This window comes from Shewanella sp. CAL98-MNA-CIBAN-0140 (assembly GCF_040309905.1).
GTDB classification, from domain to species: domain Bacteria; phylum Pseudomonadota; class Gammaproteobacteria; order Enterobacterales; family Shewanellaceae; genus Shewanella; species Shewanella psychromarinicola.
The window spans coordinates 1-270 of sequence record NZ_JBEOPI010000177.1 but is presented as its reverse complement, the minus strand read 5'-3'; the positions used below and the strand labels follow the sequence as shown (position 1 = coordinate 270).

Annotated in this window: 1 protein-coding gene; it reads left to right on the top strand. The window is 43.7% G+C overall.

What is annotated here, in order from left to right:
- Positions 1–270 (top strand): citrate/2-methylcitrate synthase (locus AAEY93_RS20660; RefSeq protein ID WP_351079550.1); only part of this gene is annotated, 270 nt, incomplete at both ends.

Genomic DNA, 270 nt, shown 5'->3' with positions numbered 1-270 from the left:
ATGCTGGGTAACCTTGAGACTGAAATGAGTTTCGACGAAGAAAACGACCAAGCCGATCGTATGCTTGCTGTTTTCCCATCGATTATCAACTATTGGTATCGCTTTACCCACGACAATGTGCGCATCGAAACTGAAACCGACGATGATACGATTGGCGGTCATTTCTTACATCTGCTTAAAGGTGAAAAACCAAACGAGCTGCATACTAAGGTAATGAACGTCTCACTGATTCTTTATGCAGAGCACGAGTTTAACGCCTCAACCTTTACC